The 19,767-nt window shown below is 48.3% G+C and carries 14 protein-coding genes, 1 tRNA gene and 4 pseudogenes; 8 read left to right on the top strand and 11 right to left on the bottom strand.

Annotated elements, in window-relative coordinates:
- The first annotated feature begins 54 nt into the window (after nucleotides 1-54).
- Nucleotides 55-1,464 carry a hypothetical protein gene (locus SBG_RS20520; RefSeq protein WP_000666523.1) on the top strand — a complete coding sequence of 470 codons (1,410 nt, stop codon included), beginning with the start codon at nucleotides 55-57 and terminating at the stop codon, nucleotides 1,462-1,464.
- Nucleotides 1,465-1,704: 240 nt separating this feature from the next.
- Here SBG_RS20520 and SBG_RS22760 read toward each other — a convergent pair.
- The 3 genes and pseudogenes from SBG_RS22760 to SBG_RS20505 form a co-directional block, all read right to left on the bottom strand.
- Nucleotides 1,705-2,156, bottom strand: a pseudogene (locus SBG_RS22760) (hypothetical protein); the annotation flags it as partial.
- A gap of 94 nt (nucleotides 2,157-2,250) precedes the next feature.
- Nucleotides 2,251-5,766 (bottom strand): AAA domain-containing protein, encoded by a 3,516-nt coding sequence (locus SBG_RS20510; protein ID WP_000344087.1) that lies wholly within the window; start codon nucleotides 5,764-5,766, stop codon nucleotides 2,251-2,253.
- 317 nt (nucleotides 5,767-6,083) lie between these two features.
- Nucleotides 6,084-6,863, bottom strand: coding sequence for an HNH endonuclease (locus SBG_RS20505; RefSeq protein ID WP_001088802.1), 780 nt, complete (start codon nucleotides 6,861-6,863; stop codon nucleotides 6,084-6,086).
- A gap of 160 nt (nucleotides 6,864-7,023) precedes the next feature.
- Here SBG_RS20505 and SBG_RS22395 point away from each other — a divergent pair, with 160 nt between their 5' ends.
- Nucleotides 7,024-7,596 (top strand): hypothetical protein, encoded by a 573-nt coding sequence (locus SBG_RS22395; protein WP_024135183.1) that lies wholly within the window; start codon nucleotides 7,024-7,026, stop codon nucleotides 7,594-7,596.
- 218 nt (nucleotides 7,597-7,814) lie between these two features.
- Here the strand turns inward: SBG_RS22395 and SBG_RS20495 are convergent.
- Nucleotides 7,815-8,834: pseudogene (locus tag SBG_RS20495) on the bottom strand (IS630 family transposase).
- A 100-nt stretch (nucleotides 8,835-8,934) separates the two neighbouring features.
- Between SBG_RS20495 and SBG_RS23315 the strand changes: the two are divergent.
- Nucleotides 8,935-9,075, top strand: a pseudogene (locus SBG_RS23315) (GNAT family N-acetyltransferase); the annotation flags it as partial.
- Between the two features lie 5 nt (nucleotides 9,076-9,080).
- On the opposite strand, the gene SBG_RS20490 reads toward SBG_RS23315, so the two are convergent.
- The 4 genes and pseudogenes from SBG_RS20490 to SBG_RS20475 all read right to left on the bottom strand — a co-directional run bounded on the left by SBG_RS20490 (nucleotide 9,081) and on the right by SBG_RS20475 (nucleotide 11,059).
- Entirely contained in the window at nucleotides 9,081-9,347 is a 267-nt protein-coding gene (locus tag SBG_RS20490; protein ID WP_000937714.1) for a hypothetical protein, read from the bottom strand.
- Between the two features lie 422 nt (nucleotides 9,348-9,769).
- Complete coding sequence (locus SBG_RS20485) at nucleotides 9,770-10,381, bottom strand: type II toxin-antitoxin system HipA family toxin (protein WP_015703117.1); 612 nt, start codon at nucleotides 10,379-10,381, stop codon at nucleotides 9,770-9,772.
- Between the two features lie 149 nt (nucleotides 10,382-10,530).
- Nucleotides 10,531-10,755 (bottom strand): annotated as a pseudogene (locus tag SBG_RS22380) (Arm DNA-binding domain-containing protein); the annotation flags it as partial.
- Between the two features lie 219 nt (nucleotides 10,756-10,974).
- Nucleotides 10,975-11,059 (bottom strand) — tRNA-Leu (locus SBG_RS20475).
- 223 nt (nucleotides 11,060-11,282) lie between these two features.
- Here SBG_RS20475 and ahr point away from each other — a divergent pair.
- Nucleotides 11,283-12,302 (top strand): NADPH-dependent aldehyde reductase Ahr, encoded by a 1,020-nt coding sequence (gene ahr, locus SBG_RS20470; RefSeq protein ID WP_000152554.1) that lies wholly within the window; start codon nucleotides 11,283-11,285, stop codon nucleotides 12,300-12,302.
- A 27-nt stretch (nucleotides 12,303-12,329) separates the two neighbouring features.
- On the opposite strand, the gene idnK is transcribed toward ahr, so the two are convergent.
- The gene (idnK, locus tag SBG_RS20465; RefSeq protein WP_000896755.1) at nucleotides 12,330-12,860 is read right to left on the bottom strand and encodes a gluconokinase; all 531 of its coding nucleotides are present in this window, start codon (nucleotides 12,858-12,860) and stop codon (nucleotides 12,330-12,332) included.
- Nucleotides 12,861-13,076: 216 nt separating this feature from the next.
- Here idnK and idnD point away from each other — a divergent pair, with 216 nt between their 5' ends.
- From idnD to idnR, 4 genes are all read left to right on the top strand, one after another.
- On the top strand, nucleotides 13,077-14,108 hold the full coding sequence (gene idnD / locus SBG_RS20460; protein WP_000453346.1) for an L-idonate 5-dehydrogenase: 1,032 nt from the start codon (nucleotides 13,077-13,079) through the stop codon (nucleotides 14,106-14,108).
- A gap of 24 nt (nucleotides 14,109-14,132) precedes the next feature.
- Complete coding sequence (gene idnO / locus SBG_RS20455) at nucleotides 14,133-14,897, top strand: gluconate 5-dehydrogenase (RefSeq protein WP_000998688.1); 765 nt, start codon at nucleotides 14,133-14,135, stop codon at nucleotides 14,895-14,897.
- A gap of 61 nt (nucleotides 14,898-14,958) precedes the next feature.
- Entirely contained in the window at nucleotides 14,959-16,278 is a 1,320-nt protein-coding gene (gene idnT, locus SBG_RS20450; protein ID WP_001128354.1) for a gnt-II system L-idonate transporter, read from the top strand.
- A gap of 63 nt (nucleotides 16,279-16,341) precedes the next feature.
- On the top strand, nucleotides 16,342-17,340 hold the full coding sequence (gene idnR, locus SBG_RS20445; RefSeq protein WP_001244064.1) for a DNA-binding transcriptional regulator IdnR: 999 nt from the start codon (nucleotides 16,342-16,344) through the stop codon (nucleotides 17,338-17,340).
- A 226-nt stretch (nucleotides 17,341-17,566) separates the two neighbouring features.
- On the opposite strand, the gene lptG is transcribed toward idnR, so the two are convergent.
- Together lptG and lptF are read right to left on the bottom strand one after the other, a co-directional pair.
- Nucleotides 17,567-18,649, bottom strand: a complete 1,083-nt coding sequence (lptG, locus tag SBG_RS20440; protein WP_001182242.1) for an LPS export ABC transporter permease LptG — start codon at nucleotides 18,647-18,649, stop codon at nucleotides 17,567-17,569.
- Entirely contained in the window at nucleotides 18,649-19,749 is a 1,101-nt protein-coding gene (gene lptF / locus SBG_RS20435; RefSeq protein WP_000584132.1) for an LPS export ABC transporter permease LptF, read from the bottom strand. The genes lptG and lptF overlap by 1 nt, the downstream gene beginning before the upstream one ends.
- Nucleotides 19,750-19,767 lie beyond the last annotated feature (18 nt).

Genomic DNA, 19,767 nt, shown 5'->3' with positions numbered 1-19,767 from the left:
TGTTCTTATGTAATACAAATGGGGTACTATATTTTTGAGTTAAAGGAGTGCCATATGAAGTTTGCAGATGTGTTTCTCAATGAACACCAACAAGCAAGTTTAGATTTTATTAATATCCCACTAGATACTGATTTACAATTTTTTATAGATCCAACCGCTATAAAAGCACTAAAAACCACATGGGGAAATAATCTGGAGAAGTTAATTAAAAATTACTTTTCAGATATCATGGCAAGTATCAAGAATGGCGATCTTAAACGTGCAGGCATCTTGCTTTCATCATTAAGAGAGTCAAATGCATTTCATTTGGGCTATTCAGCAAAAAAATCCTCAGGAAAAGCATTGGGAGAAAAAACTGCTCAACTTATTTTAGACTCATTGATAAATAGTAAAGCAGCACAATCAGGTTTATTAACTGATCTTGAAGACACTGCATTAACAATAGATGGTATTGCATCAGATAGGATATCAGATTCTGTTTGTAATATACTAAAACTACCATTCATAGAATACACTCAGACGATATGTGATTTCTATGGCGTAAGTATGTCAGAAGTCTCTGGAATTAGGTTATGGGATCCTATTAGTGGAAGGTGGGTAAAAAAAACGGTCAAACTTCCTATTCATAATGGTGAGGAGATAATACTAATACCTAAAATAATGGCACGCGAAAAAATTGCTTACTCTCACACCTCATTTTATAGAAAATATATCATACCGGAGATAAGAAATGAGCATCTCGCATCTGGTTCGGCACTAGTTTCCCTTTTAAAAGGAAAACCAACCGTGACAGCTAAAAAAATTATAGAAGAATTTGGGCAATCAAAAGATTTCATTGAAGGACAAATAGTTAAATATCCAAATTCGATAAAACAGTATAAGGAAGAACTTTTACTATCACCACCATCCCCACTACCTCACAATAGTTTTGACGACTCAGTAAACGCTATAAAGAACAACCTGCCAGATGACATAAACAAATTAAAATCCTCTATCAAGAATAGTAACAAAGAGCTGTATGAAGATAGCATTAAGAAGTTACTTTTGACTATTTTCTACCCCTCTCTTTTCTATCCAACCACTTCTATTAGTCATACTGAAAATTATAGTTTTACTCTACTGAATGAGTCGCGTGGAGGATTCTTTTTTGATTTCTCAATCTTTGGGATTAAAGCAGAGAAAATTTTAATAAACGTTATTATGTCCAGTGATAATCTCAATGCAGAATATTTGAAAAAAATAATTCATGATATGGATAACATTGAAACTTCAGTTTGTTTAATCGCCTGCTGCGTAGCAGACAATAATATTCTTCATCAAGATTTAAAAAACATTGCCAAAGATAAAAATAAATACATTTTCATTATGAATGAAAATATCATTAATGATATGCTAGGTGAATACCTAAGAATAGGAGAGCAACATTTCGAAATACTCAGAAGAAAATTTAAAGAACTTAATTGATCATGCAGGAAAAGAGTTTTGGATACAAATCAAATCTGGAGTTCTGTAACTTCACAGGGCACCTACTTCAACGAGAAAAAGCACATTCATAAGAAAATCATTAAAAAATTACTGTCCCGCTCTGTGATTTTTATACTATAAAACGTTCAGAGCAATCTATTAAGTCAGTGACCATCAATTTGGAAAGATAAGTCCTTCATGGGGCTTACCTTTCCGAACTATGATTAACGACATCATAGTTCAATTTTTTTCGCCTACACCTTTCAACCTTCCAACAAATGATGCTTTTTTTTGAAAACACTTTGTTTTTTTGCCAAATACTTGGAATTTATTGGACTCATGCTGGGTAAAAAATCCTTTAGCGTTGTACCATTGTCACGGTCAAACTCTCTTTTGAGTGAAGTGAATATATAACATTTAGCAGCCTCTTCACTGTTTTTGACGACGTTGCCAGTCACAGATGTCGTTGTAGGTAAAGCGGTAATCCTGAACCTTACGATCGGTGGGCTGCCGTATAGTTTGCAACTCAACCAATTTTTCATATCTAAATAGTGTTCGGCTTTAAACGCTTCCCCAGCCTCCGGATCGCTCATATCCAAGGTTTGCAAGGCGTTCTTGTCAGCCTGTTTTTCAATGGTTGAGGGTTCGGGAAGACGCTGTACCAGCCCACATACTACATCCATAAAACCACGACATACTTCACCAGTCGCGACATCGGTATGGTCATTCCATTCAGCCATCTTACGCTGGAAAACAGTCGATAAGATGGCCAATCAAATTCCTACCCTAAACCTGACGCCTTTCAAGGCTATTATAAATTGCCTCAATCTCCCCCTTCAGGTTATCACCGCAATAAACCATCGATGTATCGTATCGTTCATATCGCGCTTCACGCGTCGCACTAAACCAGTTGAACGATCCCACGCACAGCAAACCATCATCCCCAATAACAATTTTGCTATGAACACGATTGACCAGTTTTGTCGCAATACCAAGGGCGTTCAGTTTATCCAGCGCCGCTTTGAGATTCTGCTGCTTCTCTTTTCGCTTCTCAAAATCATTATGTTCAGTGTTGTAGCTTCTGTCAGTGACAATCGTGACGTTAATACCACGTGAACACGCCGCAATCATAGAATCAAGAAAACCGGTTTGCTCCAGTTTTTGCCAGGTCAGCCATGGAGAAACTATCGTGATGTGTTTACCGGTATTTTCAAATGTCTGATTCAGGAAATTATCATGCTGCTCCACACCATGGAGTGTGTAGATTTTGGTCTCGGAAGTTTTTAAATCCTTACGCTCTTTATAATCAAAAGTGAGCGCATTCTTCTCTGACTCAAAGAGATATTTTGCCAGTAATCCCCGCGGAGATGAGGCTGGCTGGATCTCAAACAGGTCCATATCGCCGAAGACCAGGAAACTGTCCTTCGCACGGGAGACAGCAACGTTCAGCATGCTGTTATCACTATCAATAAACCCACCGTCCTCATGCTTTGAATAGACTGGCGAGAATAAAACAATCGCTCTTTCCGCCCCCTGAAGAGAATGCACGGTGCCCACCGTGAGCGACGTTTCATTCGCGCCAGTGCTGATACCTTGTTTACCCAGCGCCTGTTTGATGGTCGATACCTGCGCGCTAAAAGGCGTCACGATACCGACAACCTCATGAAGCGATTTGCCGTAATGCGTTTCAATATCTTGCTGGTTATCTGTCAGCCAGGCCGCTATCGTTTCAGCCTCCAGCAAATTATATCGACTACCGCTACTTGCCAGCTCTCCTTTACCATCAATATGGAGATAACCCATTGCGGGCATTAAATTGTTCTCTTCACACCCTCTTTTAGGCAACAACTTACCGTGATAGCAGAGCGTATTGCAGTATCCAATAATATTATCGAAGCACCGGCGGTGCTCATATAAGTACATACCACGAGCCAATTCGGGATCATATTGATAGCGTGAAGCACACTGCGCTATTTTCATGACGCTACCAGATGCGGCGCTTTTACCAAGCTCTGCGATTGCCGCATATTTCTCAGTAATCTCTTCTTGCGTACTGCCTGACAGAATTTTTTCCGCCAGCATGTTACCTATATCAATAGCAGGAGCAATACTCCATATTGGCGGGATCTGTTCCGTATCACCAATCACTAATGCCTTTTTAGCTAAGGCAAACGAGGCAGCAGCCACTTCAGGAAGCACCTGCCCGGCTTCATCGACAATGAGTAAATCAGCGAAGTCATATAAATAGCTTTTCTCGAATTTACGCTGCCCTTTGTGTTCACTTATCTGCATATTGCCGGGCAGCATATAGCAGGTCATGACCACACATGGTGTGAGTTTCATTCGGCGTTGCCAGCGGACGGTTACCCCTTTAGCTCCTTTCTTGCCCTTCTCTTTTTGCAGATCATCGATCTTCGCCATATCCATTAGCCAACGACCTTCCCAGTAGTGGGTCGTCAGTAAGAATGCAGGGAAGCGAATCTGCGTATCAGCCAGTTCATCTGCCTGTGAGAAGCTCAGTTCCTCGTCGCTCTCATGTCCTAAATCAAGTGCCAGCCTCTGCCATTCCTGAGCCGCCTGCTGTTCTTTAAGAACGATTTCATGCGCGGAGTCAATCTGCTGTCGGTAGGTTGTTTGCTCGCGCTCAGCGGAGTTGAGCAGTCCATCTATATTACGTTCGATGGTTTCAGGATCAAACCACTGATTTCCCGCAATCAGCGCACCTAATTTATCTTCGAGGAACAGCTGTATTTGGTACTGCCGTTTACTGCGAACCGCCGGGAGCCAGGAAAATAATGAATAGATCAGTGATTCACCGGCGCGATATTTTTTCCATTCCGCTTTAGCACTCTTTAGTTGAGTGACTTTTTGTTCTTGCCCGGAGAGTAATTTATTTAAATTATCGAGATATTGCTCAATGTCGTTAGCAATAAGCTCACGTGCAGCCCGAACCTGGCTTAACGTTTGCCATGCTGCGTTTAGTCTTACCAGTTGTTCGTATTTTGCTGCCAACTGACCATGCAGGAGTTCAATGACCTTTTCAGGGGTTGAACAATCTTTTTCAGGGAAGGCTGCCTTAGCTTTCTCCAGATAAAACAGCAGTGCATTCTCTACATACTCTTTTGACTCAACCTGGTTGAAGAAATCTTCAGTTTGGTATTTTTTGGCTGCCTCGGCTTTACGAGTGCTTGAGGGGAAATAAGCGCCGAAGCTTTTCAGCTCAGGCAACCATCGTCCGGCCATTGCACCAGTGCCTTGGGAAAAATCTTTCCCGAACGCCTCGATAATGTTCGTTACAGCCTGGTTATTCGTTGAAGTCGCGATAATAACCGGAGGTTCTGCTTTTTCGAGAGCCGCTCTGGCCCACTGCGTGGCGATGATAGAAAGCACCAGCGTGGTTTTCCCGGTTCCGGGAGGGCCGTTAACGGCAAGGATATCGCCATGCCTCGCATCAAGAAAATGGCTTAAGGCATCGCGCTGAGCCTGTGCCAGCGGGAACTTATCCCCGGAGTGTCCAAGCCTGTCGCTGAATTTTGCTTCGGGAGTAAGCAAAGACTCTGCCGCATGAACCTCCCGAGAGGCAAAACGATTGAAAAGCGGCACATCCTTTTTGCAAACAAGCAGGTGGTCATAAAGCGAAAGAATATGGAAACTGGCGCCGCCAGATTGCGCCGTTTTAACAATATAACCATGCTCAGCGAGTTCATATTGCTCGGGATTTTTAATCCAGTCGCCGACAACATTCTTCAGTAGCCTCTCTGAATCATCCAGATATTGACGCCACTCCTGCTGTAAGGCGGCATATCGTGCTTCTCGTTCTTCATCTGTTTCGGCGGTCTTATCAACGCTGTCATCAAAGTTGATAGAGAATGAGGTATGTGTCGTTTTGTATTTGTCATACTGCTCAATCTCACCAATCGAAAATGCCCCTTTTGGCAAAGGTTCAAGCAGGTCTCTGGGAATGGAGGTCGCTGGCGTCGGATATAAAAAACCTTCACGGCTCAACAGGGCTGGCGTCACTATCGGGGTAACAATATCAGGCGCACCAGCGGAACGGTCCTTTCCATGCTGCAGTAACCGGAAATAAACCTTTGGCCGCAAGATGACATCGACTGTTTCGACGTCGTCTTTTTCTCCTTCAAAAAATTTATCGACGATCGCTTCGTCAAGACGTCCCGCCGCTATCCCATGCCAGTGAGCGAAATTTTTGGCGTCTTTGCGTTCAAAACTGCCCTTTCCTGACTCAGCATCTGCCAGCGAGTTGCGCCAGTATGAGGCAAACCCTAAAGCATTTTCATCCATTACCAGTCCTATGGCTCAATGAAATCCATTGATTTATCGAATATAAAATCACCGTATGGATAACTATTGTCCACGTTGCAAGGCTGGCTGCAATGTTTTGTTCACGCTTCGATACAAATACTCCGGTTATACGGAGTTCAGAAAACGACCATATCATGCTGCATGGCACATAAAAGCTTTCTAACTGAACCAGCAGAGGATTACCGGTTGCGTAGCACGCTCCAGAAGCCCATGAGCCACCATTGGACAGCGCTCAATGTAATATTGGAACTTGTAAGATCAGAAAATAGCTCTATCGAAGATAGTTTATAGCTTAACTATCTCAGTAAATTCTCCCGATGCCATTCCAGATAACAATACGATTCAACAGAAAACGTCTTTATTTTCTCTGGCAATAAAAATTGCTCTTTAACACTAATATCCAGCTCATTACTAATTAATAAACGCCCATCGTTCTCAAACGAAATCCATCCCTGATCGAATAGGATATCAATGTGTGCAGCCAATATAATTCCATTATAAGGATCAAGACGTTCATTCCCATTCTCGCAGGCAGCCCACGGTTTTACATGGCTGGCACGGAGTAACGGTGCAAACGTCGTTCCCGTAACAGGGCATGCCGGATACAGCATGAGACAATTTTTCCGAAAGGTACCCTGCCCCAGCCGTGCCGCAATGAGTTGCTCGCGTACGGTATCTTCAATACTTTTATCCTGCTGAATAATAAGACAGTCACGTTGCGCCTGTTCATCTCCATCAGAAGATATTAACGAAAGAACGCGCTGCTCAATCACACTCTCTGAAAGCACACTCAGTCGCTGATGCACATGCTGCGCTGAATGAGAAAGCGCAGCAGGAGCGCCCTGCTCGTCACGCCAGCCAACACGCACATCACTAAGCCAGGAATCAAAACGGTCACGACTATTTTTCAGACTATTGTGAAACTCGCTGGCGGTTTTACCTGCTCCAAAACGAGGATAAAACAAGGCAAAAGCCTCTTTCCATTTCTGAACACCCAGTCCCACGGGTGGTTGAGATTTACCGTACTTCGACAAATAGCACGCCACTTCAAGCAAATCGTCTTCCGAACTATTCAATGTTACGTCCTGTTTTTCCAGCGTAAATCATCACCAGATTATGTCTGAAAAGATCGTTAACTAAACTGATCAGGTTAGTTGTTTTAGCAAAAACATCTCACACCGGTTTTCACCATCAACAAGCACTACACGCAACCTACAACACAAAAAGGAACGCCCCATGCCCCCACACAAAATCCGCCAGGAGTGGCTGACGCTGGATGAGGCCGCAGAAGTCATCCGGCAGCACAACATCACATTGCTGCCCGCCGACCTGATCCGCCATGCCCTGCACGGCGATCTGCCACTCTCGGTCTACTTCCCCTCGCCCGTACTTCTGAGACCACTCAATCCCCCTTGTCGCTTTGCCTGCCGATTCAGCAAGCCGCCCTTTCCGCCTTCGCAGTGCAACAAACCCGGCAACCGCAAAGTGATGGCGAACTCTCCACCATGCAGACGCGACCCGACTCTGCAACTGACCACCAGCCATCTGTGGAATTTGCCGTTAATCGGCCTTGAGCGCCTGCTGCTCCACCAGCAACTGGCGAAAACGTTGAATCGTCCTTGCCCCAAAGATACCCACTGCTGCAACCAGATTGGCATCGTGGTCTGTGATGAGCACGACAGCTACTACCAACTCTGTTGCCGCAAATCGCTGCGGGAGCTTTTGCTGGAACTTACTACCGAGTCTGCTGGTCGTTCAGACTGTGGCCGGAAACGCTGTCACCGCAGCAAGGCGAAGTCCAGTGCCTGATCGGTCATCCAGCGGCACAGCGCTGTTACCAGGTGCTGGCCGCCCTGAATAGGCGACACCAGTACGCCGATGCCCGCCCTCGAATTGTTGCTGTCACCGGACTACGACAACGCTCAGATCCAGCAACTGATGCAGCTTATCAGCCTTTGCCGCCAGCGGCGGCTGCGGGAGGTTCGCCATGACGCCCTCAGTTAACTAAATAGCTGCGCCTAATACCGCTACACTTTTGCCAGCCCATGTCTGCCTCCGGGGAATGGGCTGACGGTTTCTATAAAATGGCGAACTTTTTTCAACAGTTGCCACATTGATCTGCACTAATGATTGCGCGTTATTGTGTCGTGAAGTGCCTGCCATAGCCGTACCACATGATTCACCCATGGCGAGTAAACCGGCTGATAAATCACCCTGAACTTCGGCCAGATCTGTGTTTCCCGGCTTTTGTGGATAATGTAGCTGTCCACGATCAGCGTGATGGTTTTCGCCCGACGGTACGTCGCTTTAAGCCGCTTCAGCAGGCTGATGAACAGCGCCGAACTTTTGCTGTTGCCGCCCACATAGCTGACTTTACCTGTCCCACTGTGCAACGCTCCGGCCAGATAATATTTTTCATTCTGCCCCGGCGTCACTACGCGTTTTTGTTGTCCGCGCAGCTGCCAGTCCGCACCGATTTTGGGATTAAGATGAATATCCACTTCATCTTCATAAAAGACCGGATGCTCTGCGCTGCATTCGTCCAGTGCTTTATGGATTGCTGCCATCTTTTGATCCTTATGCGGGTCACGGATACGCAGAGTTGGCTCGGCCCTTCGCCACACAAGCCCCGCAGACGGCAACCAGCGGCGAACGGTTCCGGCATGTAACTGGCACCCGGTTATCTCATTGATTTTTATTGCCAGCAATTCTGTACTCCAGCGTGAGCGCTGGTAGCCAAAATCGCCGGGAGTATGTTTTATCAGCTCACGTAATAACGTGCAGATATGCTCAAAAGGCCAGCGACGGGTTCGTCCGGCAGGTAATGATTTCAGTCCTGCAACACCCGACAGCGTGAACCAGTTAATCCAGCGTCCGACGGAGGAACGGGCACAGCAGAGCGTTCTGGCAACATCTCTGATACGGTCGCCCCGATGTAGCATCAGCATGGCCTTCAGCCTGCGGGCATAATTTTTATCGTGCGTTTTATGGATTGTTTTCTGCATCAGGCGTCGTTCGTCACGGGGAATTGGTGCTATGATCGGCATTGCTCAGTCCGGTTGGTGATTTGTTTTGATTTGGCGATTGATCAGATCGCACAATCCGTGCTGAGTTCCCTCAAAGTGATCTACTATTCCGCGCAGCTATTTAGAAACCCGTAAAGTTAATACCCGCGCAGTTGGTTTTTATGTAAAGCATAACTATCAACGCATCGCTAACTATGGCCCGTATGTGGGTAAAGATGAGGCTGTTTGCTTTTCAAAGCACTTATCTCTCAAGGAGATTTGAAAGCATTAGTGCAGCGGCAGCATAACGTAGCGGCAGAGAAACCGCGCCTCATGCTGATTGTCCAGACGTACCTGAAAGATATCGTGTGTATCCTGCGCGGATGCATCCTCACGCCACGCCAGCAGACCCTGTTGGTTCATGCGGATAATAATCTGATCAGGCGTTTCGCCCTGATTTAATGCTTCGACTACCTGTTGCAGGGGAAGCGGTAGCGTCTGAGCAGGCCACATCACTTCAACGCTCACGAGCTGGCGGTGTGTCCGGGGTAACATCGGTAGTTTCCTCCATGGCTATAATTTCGCGGTTAATTAGCCATGAAATAGGGGCATTTTTCACGTTTGCAAGCGTTGTCGAGAGACCTCTCAATCGCTTCAAAAGGCTGCCTAAGTTTACTGGCTATAGACCCCACTCAAAGGTTGATACCGCCCTGGTAGTGATAGTCTGTGCCAGGCTTCTGAGGATATGTCGATAAAAAGCATTTTTTTAAACATATAGACAAAACATGTTTATGGCATCGACATGTTGCGGTGATATGTCGATAAAACACGTTTTTTTAAATATATGGATTTACAGGTAGGATTTATCGCCAGTCAAAATGACCTTTCTTCCTAGAACTTCAACGGAGTGCCATCTGAAGTGCTATTCCGGCTAGCGGTAAAAGAAAGTGCTCCGAATATGATTTGTAGCTTACTACTCACATTGCACATCTGAACGCCTCCGCCATTTGCTCCTGCTCCCGGTAAGGAAGAGTAAGGCTGTCCGCAATAGTTCTCCACTGGCTGACTATCCCACGGAAGCTGGCAATAATCTCATCAGCGTCGGTCAGTTTCAGGCGAAAATATTCAGCAACTTCCCTGGCTAATTCCATATCCAGCGCGTTATCTGCCTCAGTTATATTGAGCTTCAAGCCATCAGCTCTGGGAACCGGATTTATATCGTAGGCTTCAGAAAGTCGCCATCCCTTACCTGGAACCAGAATAAACCCGTGGTTTCGCAAATGATCATCAGAGTTAAAGACCAGAATATTAAAAACAATGCGTGACCAGAGCTCCTGAAGGTCCGCCTTCGTCTGGGCGCCATTTCTGATGAGAACTTCAGCAAGTTCCAGATAGCTGACTCCTGTTGAGTAATCGTCCCCATCCTGGTGTCGAGTTAACGTCATGGCAGATGCAAAATGAAGGCGCTGACCAGCATCGGTTCGGTCAAAACGACGGACCATAAAACAATGATGATCGCTGGCGAATTTTCGCGCTTGTGTAGCAGCCACATTAAGGCCACAACCGACAGCCAGAGCATTAACTACCATTCTTCCCAACCACCGACATCGAATTCATCTCTTGTACTCGGAAATTTGGCGATATAGAGATGTCCGTTGTCATCCGCAACGCTAGCCTTTGGCCTTGCGCCCCCGAGGGAGCCACCCGGCGCTATTAGCATTCTTAGCCATTCATGGCCCAGCAATGCTCTGTTATCCGCTTGCTTCTCCGTTGCCAGTGCGAGAGAAATGAGCGGGTAAGGGCCTAATGCCATACGGTTCTCTTTGTTTCCAAAGCGAAATTTCAGATACCACAGCTTAGATCCGCTGGGGTGCACCTGAATGTAAAGACCGTGACAGTCAGAGAGCCTGTATGCCTTGCCAAGCGGCCTGGCATGCCGGATTGCGAGATCTGTAAGCGCCATTTGGGGGTCACTCCTCTATCGAACCGGGTTTGCCCCCTTTTTTGCCCCCAAATCGTGTGGATGTCAATGGATGAAAAACGACCAATACGGAAAGACCACAAAACAAAAATGGTTATCACTGAAAATAAATTATCTTTTAATTACAGACGGATATGGACGAATTTGGACGGAAATGGACACAAAAAAAGCCACCCTTAGGTAGCTAATTATTGCATCACTTGGTGCCGAAGGCCGGACTCGAACCGGCACGTATTTCTACGGTTGATTTTGAATCAACTGCGTCTACCGATTTCGCCACTTCGGCACTGAAGAGGTATGCGGAAAACGTTGTGGATTATACCTGTCATACGCCGTCATGCAAGCGCGAGCATACACCTGCCTCGCTAAGTGTTGAAAATTTCAGCACCACTGAGTATTAAATCGAATTATCACGTTATTTCTCTCCCTTGCTCATCGGCTTTATGCCAGGCACCCCTTGCTGCCATGCTCTACACTTTTGAGTTCAACACCACATTAAGGGAAACATAATGACGATAATAAAAAGCTATGCCGCCAAAGAGGCGGGCGGCGAGCTCGAACTCTATGAATATGACGCGGGAGAACTCCAACCGGAAGATGTCGAGGTACGGGTCGACTACTGCGGGATCTGCCATTCCGATCTGTCGATGATCGATAATGAATGGGGGTTTTCTCAGTATCCGCTGGTCGCCGGGCATGAGGTTATTGGCCGGGTAGCCGCACTCGGCAGCGCAGCACAAGATAAGGGGTTGAAAGTCGGCCAGAAGGTAGGCATCGGCTGGACGGCGCGTAGCTGCGGACACTGCGATGCTTGTATCAGCGGTAATCAGATTAACTGTCAGGAAGGCGCAGTGCCGACTATCCTCAATCGAGGAGGTTTTGCCGAGAAGCTTCGCGCTGACTGGCAGTGGGTAATCCCACTGCCAGAGAATATCGATATGGCGTCTGCAGGCCCGCTGTTATGTGGCGGTATTACGGTCTTCAAGCCACTATTGATGCATCACATTACCGCCACCAGCCGCGTTGGCGTAATCGGTATTGGAGGGCTCGGACACATCGCAATCAAACTGTTGCACGCGATGGGCTGCGAAATCACCGCCTTTAGCTCCAGTCCATCGAAAGAACAGGAAGTGCTGGCGATGGGGGCCAATAACGTGGTGAATAGCCGCGATCCTGAGGCACTGAAAGCGCTGGCAGGCCAGTTTGACCTCATCATTAATACCGTCAATGTCGATCTCGACTGGCAGCCTTACTTCGAAGCGCTGACGTATGGCGGTAACTTCCATACTGTCGGGGCGGTATTAAAGCCGCTACCCGTACCAGCGTTTACGTTAATTGCTGGCGATCGCAGTATCTCAGGCTCGGCCACCGGAACGCCACATGAGCTCCGTAAGCTGATGAAATTTGCCGGACGCAGCAAAATCGCGCCCACCACGGAACTGTTCGCGATGTCACAAATCAACGAGGCTATTCAGCACGTTCGCGACGGCAAAGCCCGCTATCGTGTAGTGCTAAAAGCTGACTTCTGACCGCCAGGCTCAGCGCTTTGACAATCATCAGGAAGCGCTGAGTGCCTGACGAAAAGCCTGTACAGCCTGTCGGCACTGCTCCGTCACGTGCTCGATGTCATGATTAACATCGATTCGCGCAATATCATGTTCATCGGCACAGGGTCGTTCCAGCGCATCAAACTGACTTTGCAGCAGGTCTGGCGGCATAAAATGCCCGGCACGACACTGCATTCGCTGCAGAATGGTAGCGTAATCGCCGTCCAGCCACAGGAAATGTACGTTAGGGCTACTCTTACGTAAAATATCGCGGTACTGTTTTTTTAATGACGAGCAGACAATAAACCCCGTCTCATTTTTTTTATAAAGACTGTATGAAGCGTCATTTAATCGTTCCAGCCAGGGTAAGCGGTCTTCATCAGTTAACGGTATTCCCTGAGACATTTTATCAATGTTTTTCGCCGGATGGAGATCATCGCCGTCAATAAACTTCGCAGAAAATAATGTTGCAATTTTGCTGCCTATTAAAGACTTACCACTACCTGAAACACCCATTAAAATATAGCTTTCCCCGGCCATTTAAATACCTCTGAGTCATATTCCACAACACAATATTACGCCTCTACGTTCGACAATTTCACGTTTTTTAATTTCTATAAAGAAGAACTCTAAGGCACATCACGTTATGCGTAACATTGTAGTGTAACAATTTTCCAGCGTGACATAAGTCACAAATAGTGACAAATAAAACCGCTTAAATGCGTTCAGGGTAACTACCTGACCAGTGAGGAATTTATGGAAGTAAAAACTCAATCCTGCGTTGTTGCGGGTAAGCGTGCTGTTGCCGTTACGGAACAAAATATTGAATGGAATAATAAAGGAACACTCGTACAAATTACCCGTGGTGGCATTTGTGGGTCTGACTTACATTATTATCAGGAAGGCAAAGTCGGCAATTTTACAGTAAAAGCGCCAATGATTTTAGGTCATGAAGTGATTGGCAAAATCGTTCATAGCGACTCAGATTTATTACGTGAAGGACAACCAGTAGCGATTAATCCATCAAAGCCTTGCGGTCATTGCAAATACTGTCTGCAGCATGAAGAAAACCATTGTACTGAAATGCGCTTCTTTGGCAGCGCCATGTATTTTCCGCATGTCGATGGCGGTTTTACCCGATTTAAAGCTGTCGATACCGCTCAGTGCATTCCCTGGCCGGAACAGGCGGACGAAAAAGCCATGGCCTTTGCCGAGCCGCTGGCGGTTGCCATTCATGCGGCTCATGAGGCAGGCGATCTGCAGGGCAAACGCGTCTTTATCTCCGGCGTTGGCCCTATCGGCTGCCTGATTGTTAGCGCGGTAAAAACTCTGGGCGCGGCGGAAGTGATATGTGCCGATATCAGCGCCCGCTCTCTCTCGCTGGCCCGGCAAATGGGCGCGGATACGCTGGTGAACCCACAGCATGATTCTTTCGATGGCTGGAAAGCAGAAAAAGGGTATTTCGATATCAGTTTTGAAGTCTCTGGGCATCCTTCCTCAATCTCAACGTGTCTGGAAGTAACACGGGCAAAAGGCGTGATGGTGCAGGTTGGCATGGGCGGCGCAGTACCCAACTTCCCGATGATGATGGTAATAAGCAAAGAGATCTCCCTGAAAGGCTCTTTCCGCTTTACTACTGAATTTAATACTGCGGTTTCCTGGCTTGCCAACCGCGTTATCAATCCGCTGCCGTTACTGAGCGCGGAATATCCATTTACCGACCTGGAAGCGGCGCTGATCTTTGCCGGAGACAAAACACAGGCGGCAAAAGTTCAGCTCGTTTTCTGAGAAAGTAAAATAAGGAACACTATCATGAACGATCTTTTTTCACTGGCAGGTAAAAATATCCTTATCACTGGAGCCGCTCAGGGAATTGGTTATTTGCTGGCGACCGGTCTTGGTCGCTATGGCGCACGCATTATTGTTAACGATATTACCCCGGAGCGCGCCGAAACAGCCGTGACGAAACTTCAGCAGGAAGGGATAAAGGCTATTGCCGCTCCCTTTAATGTCACCCATAAACAGGATATTGAAGCTGCGGTTGAACATATCGAAAAAGATATCGGCGTCATTGACGTCCTGATAAATAACGCTGGTATCCAGCGCCGTCATCCGTTTACTGAGTTTCCCGAGCAGGAGTGGAATGACGTCATCGCTGTAAATCAGACCGCGGTTTTTCTCGTCTCTCAGGCCGTTACACGCCGTATGGTGGCGCGGCAGGCAGGAAAAGTGATCAACATCTGTTCGATGCAAAGCGAGCTGGGACGCGACACGATTACGCCATACGCCGCATCGAAGGGTGCCGTGAAGATGCTGACTCGCGGCATGTGCGTGGAGCTGGCGCGTCATAATATCCAGGTCAACGGTATTGCGCCGGGATACTTCAAAACGGAGATGACCAAAGCGCTGGTTGAAGATGAAGCCTTCACCTCCTGGCTATGCAAACGTACGCCTGCCGCACGCTGGGGCGATCCCCAGGAGCTTATTGGCGCTGCGGTGTTTCTCTCGTCAAAAGCCTCCGACTTTGTTAACGGACATCTGCTGTTTGTCGATGGCGGTATGCTGGTTGCCGTCTGACCAGGGAAATACAACGCAGCGCGTAAGCGCTGCTATTTTGGCGCTAATAAGAGAGACGAATATGCCATTAATAATTATTGCGGCAGGCGTTGCGCTGCTGTTGGTCTTAATGATTGGCTTTAAAGTTAACGGCTTTATCGCCCTTGTTCTGGTTGCCGCCGTTGTGGGATTTGCCGAAGGGATGGGCGCACAAGACGTCCTGCACTCCATACAAAACGGAATTGGCGGTACTCTGGGCGGACTCGCCATGATCCTCGGTTTTGGCGCGATGCTGGGAAGATTAATTTCCGATACCGGCGCCGCGCAGCGCATTGCGACGACGCTCATTAATACGTTCGGCAAAAAACGCGTGCAATGGGCGCTGGTGATCACCGGGCTTATCGTCGGCCTGGCAATGTTTTTTGAAGTCGGATTCGTACTGCTGTTACCGCTTGTTTTTACAATTGTAGCCTCATCAGGACTGCCATTGCTGTATGTCGGGGTTCCAATGGTCGCCGCCTTATCCGTTACACACTGCTTCCTGCCACCGCATCCCGGCCCTACCGCTATTGCGACAATTTTTGAGGCAAATCTCGGTACGACTCTGCTGTATGGGTTAATCATTACCATACCGACCGTGATTGTTGCTGGCCCTCTGTTTTCAAAATTGCTGGCGCGCTTTGAGAAAGCGCCGCCTGAAGGATTATTTAATCCTCATCTATTCAGTGAAGAAGAGATGCCATCATTTTGGAACAGTATTTTTGCCGCTGTGATCCCGGTCATTCTGATGGCCATCGCAGCGGTATGTGAAATCACGCTGCCAAAAACGGATGCCGTTCGGGTTTTCTTCGAATTTATCGGTAATCCAGCAGTGGCGTTGTTTATTGCCATTATCATCGCCATTTTTACGCTGGGCCGACGCAATGGACGTACGGTTGAGCAGGTGATGGATATTGTCGGCGAGTCCATTGGCGCTATTGCGATGATTGTTTTTATCATCGCGGGCGGCGGCGCGTTTAAACAAGTGCTGGTGGATAGCGGCGTGGGCCAATATATCTCGCAATTAATGACTGGCACATCGCTATCTCCGTTATTAATGTGCTGGACGGTAGCCGCCGTGCTTCGTATTGCATTAGGTTCCGCGACCGTGGCCGCGATAACCACAGCGGGCGTCGTATTGCCGATTATTAACGTAACCCACGCCGATCCAGCGTTAATGGTACTGGCGACAGGCGCGGGAAGCGTTATTGCATCACATGTTAACGATCCCGGTTTTTGGCTGTTTAAAGGATATTTTAATCTTAGCGTCGGGGAAACCCTACGCACCTGGACCGTCATGGAAACATTGATTTCTGTCATGGGGTTGCTGGGCGTACTGGCGCTGAATGCGGTTCTGCATTAATTCATCATCCGCAGCACAATTAACCATGGGGGCGACTTTCCCGCCCCCGGTACTGGAGAAAACATGAGGAATCACAGAATTTCTTTGCAGGATATCGCTACGCTTGCAGGCGTGACAAAAATGACGGTGAGCCGTTACATCCGCTCGCCGAAAAAAGTCGCCAGGGAAACCGGCGAGCGTATTGCGCAGATCATGGAGGAAATTAACTACATACCAAATCGCGCGCCTGCTATGCTGTTAAACGCGCAAAGTTACACTCTGGGCGTGCTGATCCCCTCTTTCCAGAACCAGTTGTTTGCCGACATTCTTGCCGGGATTGAATCCGTAACGTCGGGTCATAACTACCAAACTCTCATTGCGAATTACAATTACAATCGCGATTCGGAAGAAGAGTCCGTTATCAATTTACTGTCTTACAATATCGACGGCATTATTCTTTCAGAAAAATATCATACGCTCAGAACCGTCAAATTCCTGCGCTCAGCTACCCTTCCGATTGTAGAACTCATGGATATCCAGGGCGATCGCTTAGATATGGAGGTGGGGTTTGATAACCGTCAGGCCGCCTTTGATATGGTCAGCACCATGCTGGATAAACGCCAGCGGCGGAAAATCCTCTATCTGGGTTCAAAAGACGATATCCGTGATGAGCAGCGTTATCATGGCTACTGCGATGCGATGACGCGCCGGGGGCTGGCGCCGTTGCGCATCAATCCCCGCGCTATCTCCTCTATCCATCTGGGGATACAGCTAATGCGTGATGCGCTTACTGCACACCCGGACGTAGATGGCGTCTTTTGTACTAACGACGATATCGCAATGGGCGCTCTACTGTGGTGCCGCGAGCGTCAACTGGCCGTACCGGAGCAGATCTCCATCGCCGGCTTCCACGGTCTGGAGATGGGCAGGCAAATGATACCGAGCCTCGCCAGCGTAATTACCCCTCGTTTTGAGATCGGTCGCAGAGCAGCGCAGATGTTGCTCAACAAAATTAAAAATAACGATCTCAACCATAATACGATTGATTTGGGTTATCAGATTTATCACGGCAACACATTATAAATTTTTTGAACTACTGCACTTATTCTCTTCCCGCAGCTTACCTGAGCTTAACGCGTAGCCAAAAGCGCCACGCGTCAGGTTACGCGCTACATCATTCGAGGAATACCAGGCTGTCTGCCGGATGGCGGCGTAAAGGACTTATCAGACCTACGGGTCCTGGTAGGCCGGATAAGCGCAGCGCCATCAGGCACTGCGCTTTACTACATTGCCGGATGGCGGCCTGTGATTACGACTTACGTAGCATTAGCCATAGGCTAATCAGGAAGAAAGACGCGCTCGGCAACAGCGCGCCAACAATAGGCGGAATGCCGTAAACCAGCGTCAACGGGCCAAAAATCTGGTCGAGGACGTAGAAGACGAAGCCAAAGCTAATCCCCGTCACCACACGCACGCCCATCGGTACGCTGCGTAGCGGTCCAAAGATAAACGACAGCGCCATCAGCATCATCACCGCCACGGAGAGCGGCTGGAAGATTTTACTCCACATATTGAGCTGATAACGTCCGGCGTCCTGACCGCTCGATTTCAGATATTTAACATAGTTATGCAGACCGCTGATGGAAAGCGCATCCGGGTCCAGCGCTACCACGCCTAACTTATCCGGCGTCAGGTTCGTTTTCCAGGTGCCGCTCACCGTCTGCGAACCGGTGATCTGTTTCGGGTTTTGCAGATCGGACTCATCCACCTGCGACAAACGCCAGACCTTATGCTCCGGATCGAATTTTGCCGAAGCGGCGTAACGTACCGACTGTAAACGACGCTGATCGTTAAACGCGTAAATACTAATACCGGCCAGCTCTTCGTCGCCCTTCACCCGCTCAATGTAGACAAAGTTATTCCCGTCTTTGGCCCACAGACCTTGTTGGGTGGAAAGCAGCGATCCCCCGTACATCGCCTGCGCACGATAGTTACGCGCCATCTGCTCGCCCTGCGGGGCGACCCATTCGCCTATCGCCATGGTTAACAGCACCAGAGGGATAGCCGTTTTCATCACCGACAGCGCCACCTGCATACGGGTGAAACCCGATGCCTGCATCACCACCAGTTCGCTACGCTGCGCCAGCATCCCCAGTCCCAGCAGCGCACCAAGCAGCGCCGCCATAGGAAAGAAGATCTGGATATCCTTAGGTACGCTGAGCAGGGTGTACATACCCGCGCCCAGCGCGTCGTAGTTACCCTGCCCCGCTTTTTTCAGCTGATCGACAAACTTGATAATGCCGGAGAGCGACACCAGCATGAACAACGTCATCATGATGGTGGTAAAAATGGTTTTACCGATATAGCGGTCAAGTACACCAAATGGCTGCATTATACCGCTCCTTTACGCAGAAAACGGGCACGCAGGCGGCGGACTGGCACCGTATCCCACAGGTTCAAACCAATCGCCAATGCCAGATAGATCAGGTTTACCGCCCACATCCAGATAACCGGATCCAGTTTCCCTTTACCACCATTTGATTTAATGGACGTCTGAATCAGGAAGAACAGCAGATAAAGCAGCATGGCTGGCAGCATAGACAAGACTCGCCCCTGACGTGGGTTCACCACGCTGAGCGGCACGACCATGAGCGCCATCATAAACACAGTGAATACTAACGTGATCCGCCAGTGCAGTTCGGCGCGGGCGCGATCGTTGTCGGTATTCCACAACGTGCGCATGTCCATCTGGTCAGTATCGTTCGGATCCAGCGCCACGGCCTGATGGCCAATAATCGCCTGGTAGTTCTGGAAGTCAGTGATACGAAAATCGCGCAGCAACGCGGTCCCCTCAAAGCGCGTCCCTTTGTTTAACGTGACAACCTGAGAACCATCCCGCAATTGGGTCAAATGTCCGGAATCGGCCACCACGACCGAAGGACGAGCATTACCTTTCGGGCGAATTTGCGCCAGAAAAACATCGTGAAAATCACTGCCGTCAACGCTTTCAATAAACAGTACCGAACTGCCGTTGGTCGCTTGCTGGAATTGCCCCTGCGCCAGCGCCGCCATACCTGGGTTCGCTTTTGCCTCCGCCAGCACTTCATCCTGATGTTTTGACGACCACGGGCCAGCCCACATCACGTTTACCGCTGCAAGGATACCGGTAAATAACGCCAGCACCATGGCAGCCTTTACCAGTACGGCTTTACTCAACCCGCAGGCGTGCATGACCGTAATTTCACTTTCGGTATAAAGTTTACCCAGCGTCATCAGAAGCCCGAGGAACAGACTTAATGGCAGGATGAGCTGCGCCATTTCGGGTACGCCCAGCCCCAGAAGCGAGAGCACCAGATTTGCGGGAATATCGCCGTCAACCGCCGCGCCGAGGATCCTCACTAACTTTTGACAAAAGAAGATCAAAAGTAAGATGAAAAGTATCGCCAGCTGGCTTTTGAGCGTCTCCCGCACCAGATATCTTATGATTATCACTTTAAATACGCCCGTAAA

It is taken from the genome of Salmonella bongori NCTC 12419 (genome assembly GCF_000252995.1).
GTDB classification, from domain to species: Bacteria; Pseudomonadota; Gammaproteobacteria; order Enterobacterales; family Enterobacteriaceae; genus Salmonella; species Salmonella bongori.
The sequence above is the reverse complement of the archived record's forward strand: the minus strand, read 5'-3'. Positions and strand labels throughout refer to the sequence as shown.

Coding starts and splice junctions, on each gene's coding strand:
- SBG_RS20520 (WP_000666523.1), top strand. CDS start 55: ATGAAGTTTGCAGATGTGTTTCTCAATGAACACCAACAAGCAAGTTTA.
- SBG_RS20510 (WP_000344087.1), bottom strand. CDS start 5,766: ATGGATGAAAATGCTTTAGGGTTTGCCTCATACTGGCGCAACTCGCTG.
- SBG_RS22395 (WP_024135183.1), top strand. CDS start 7,024: ATGCCCCCACACAAAATCCGCCAGGAGTGGCTGACGCTGGATGAGGCC.
- SBG_RS20490 (WP_000937714.1), bottom strand. CDS start 9,347: ATGTTACCCCGGACACACCGCCAGCTCGTGAGCGTTGAAGTGATGTGG.
- SBG_RS20485 (WP_015703117.1), bottom strand. CDS start 10,381: ATGGTAGTTAATGCTCTGGCTGTCGGTTGTGGCCTTAATGTGGCTGCT.
- ahr (WP_000152554.1), top strand. CDS start 11,283: ATGACGATAATAAAAAGCTATGCCGCCAAAGAGGCGGGCGGCGAGCTC.
- idnK (WP_000896755.1), bottom strand. CDS start 12,860: ATGGCCGGGGAAAGCTATATTTTAATGGGTGTTTCAGGTAGTGGTAAG.
- idnD (WP_000453346.1), top strand. CDS start 13,077: ATGGAAGTAAAAACTCAATCCTGCGTTGTTGCGGGTAAGCGTGCTGTT.
- idnO (WP_000998688.1), top strand. CDS start 14,133: ATGAACGATCTTTTTTCACTGGCAGGTAAAAATATCCTTATCACTGGA.
- idnT (WP_001128354.1), top strand. CDS start 14,959: ATGCCATTAATAATTATTGCGGCAGGCGTTGCGCTGCTGTTGGTCTTA.
- idnR (WP_001244064.1), top strand. CDS start 16,342: ATGAGGAATCACAGAATTTCTTTGCAGGATATCGCTACGCTTGCAGGC.
- lptG (WP_001182242.1), bottom strand. CDS start 18,649: ATGCAGCCATTTGGTGTACTTGACCGCTATATCGGTAAAACCATTTTT.